2 protein-coding genes are annotated in these 1421 nt (G+C 58.7%); both read left to right on the plus strand.

Annotated features, from left to right (window positions below; translation table 11 throughout):
* On the plus strand, positions 1 to 720 hold a 720-nt coding region (repB, locus tag EOA32_RS37155; RefSeq protein ID WP_128374307.1), incomplete at its 5' end, for a plasmid partitioning protein RepB.
* A 157-nt stretch (positions 721 to 877) separates the two neighbouring features.
* Positions 878 to 1421, plus strand: a 544-nt coding sequence (gene repC, locus EOA32_RS37160) for a plasmid replication protein RepC (protein ID WP_281015318.1), incomplete at its 3' end; no start/stop codon positions are given.

Here is a 1421-nt window from a genome sequence, read left to right on the forward strand (position 1 = left end):
GGGCAGGATAGCCCAATCCTAGTGCGTCCACATCCCAGCGTGATCGGCCACTACATGACTGTATTCGGCCACCGACGCGCGCGGGCGGCTAAGGTGCTCGGGAGACCGGTGAAGGCGGTCGTTAAGGAACTGGACGATAGGGACCATGTAATAGCCCAAGGGCAGGAAAACAGCGCCCGAGCGGATCTCTCATTCATTGAGAAGGCCGTCTTTGCTGGCAACCTCGAGCGCAAAGGCTACGACCGCGAAATCATCATGGCAGCGTTATCGGTCGATAAAACCGTTGTCTCGAAGATGATTTCTGTCACTAAGGACATTCCGCCTGAAATCATCACCGCCATCGGCGCCGCCAAAAACAGCGGCCGCGACCGTTGGTACGATCTTGCCAAAAAACTCAGGGAGGGGGCAGTTGCCGTCAAGGGGCTGATGGCCTCCGACGATTTCAAAGCAGCCACAAGCGATGAGCGATTGGAAATGCTGGCCCAACATTTGGCGGGAAAATCCCCAGGCAAGGTTCCTGCACCCACTCGGAGAGAGCCGATCAAATCTTGGGCGCCGACGGATAGATCAGTTAGCGTTACCCTGAAGAAGTCCGCGAAAAAGGCCATCGTCACCCTCGAGGCCGCTGACGGGTCGCGTTTCGCTGAGTTCATCACCGGACAACTGGATGAGCTCTATGTGGCGTTCCGGATGTCCACCAAGGAAGCAACGGGAGACTGAAACCGCAAAAGAAAAAGGCCCCCGAACGTCACCGTCGCGGAAGCCCTTCTCATCCTTAAGCAAGCTGAGAATCGCATTTCCCCGAATCACTGTCAAGAGTCATTGGCGTCGTTTTGGCGAGCAGGTTTCTTTTGCCTAATTGAAGGCGAAGGAAGAAATGGAGACAGGTATTGCAACGACGCCCTTTGGGCGGCGGCCGATGTCGCTTGCCCTGCTGGCAGCGCAGAACGAGTCACGTGAAATCCCCAAGGGCAGGGTCGTCGACAAGTGGCAGATCTACCGCAACCTCTGCGAGGGCAAGAGCATCGTCGGCATCGGCGATCGTGCCCTGGCGGTCCTGAATGCGTTGCTGTCTTTCTATCCTGACAGTGAGCTGAGTGACGAAAGCCACCTCATCGTCTTTCCCTCGAACGCTCACCTGTCGCTCAGGGCGCACGGGATGCCCGATGCCACGCTCAGGCGGCACCTGGCAGCTCTTGTGGACTGTGGGCTGATCATCCGTCGGGATAGCCCGAACGGCAAGCGTTACGCCCGCAAGGGCAGAGGAGGGGAGATAGAGGAAGCGTTTGGCTTCTCCCTGGCGCCGCTGCTGGCCCGGGCCTACGAATTCGAAGCGGCCGCCGAACGCATTCGCGCCGACAACAGGGGGCTCAGGCTTATGCGCGAGCGGATCACCTTGCACCGCCGTGACGTCCACAAGC

Source organism: Mesorhizobium sp. M1A.F.Ca.ET.072.01.1.1 (assembly GCF_004023325.1).
Lineage (GTDB): Bacteria > Pseudomonadota > Alphaproteobacteria > Rhizobiales > Rhizobiaceae > Mesorhizobium.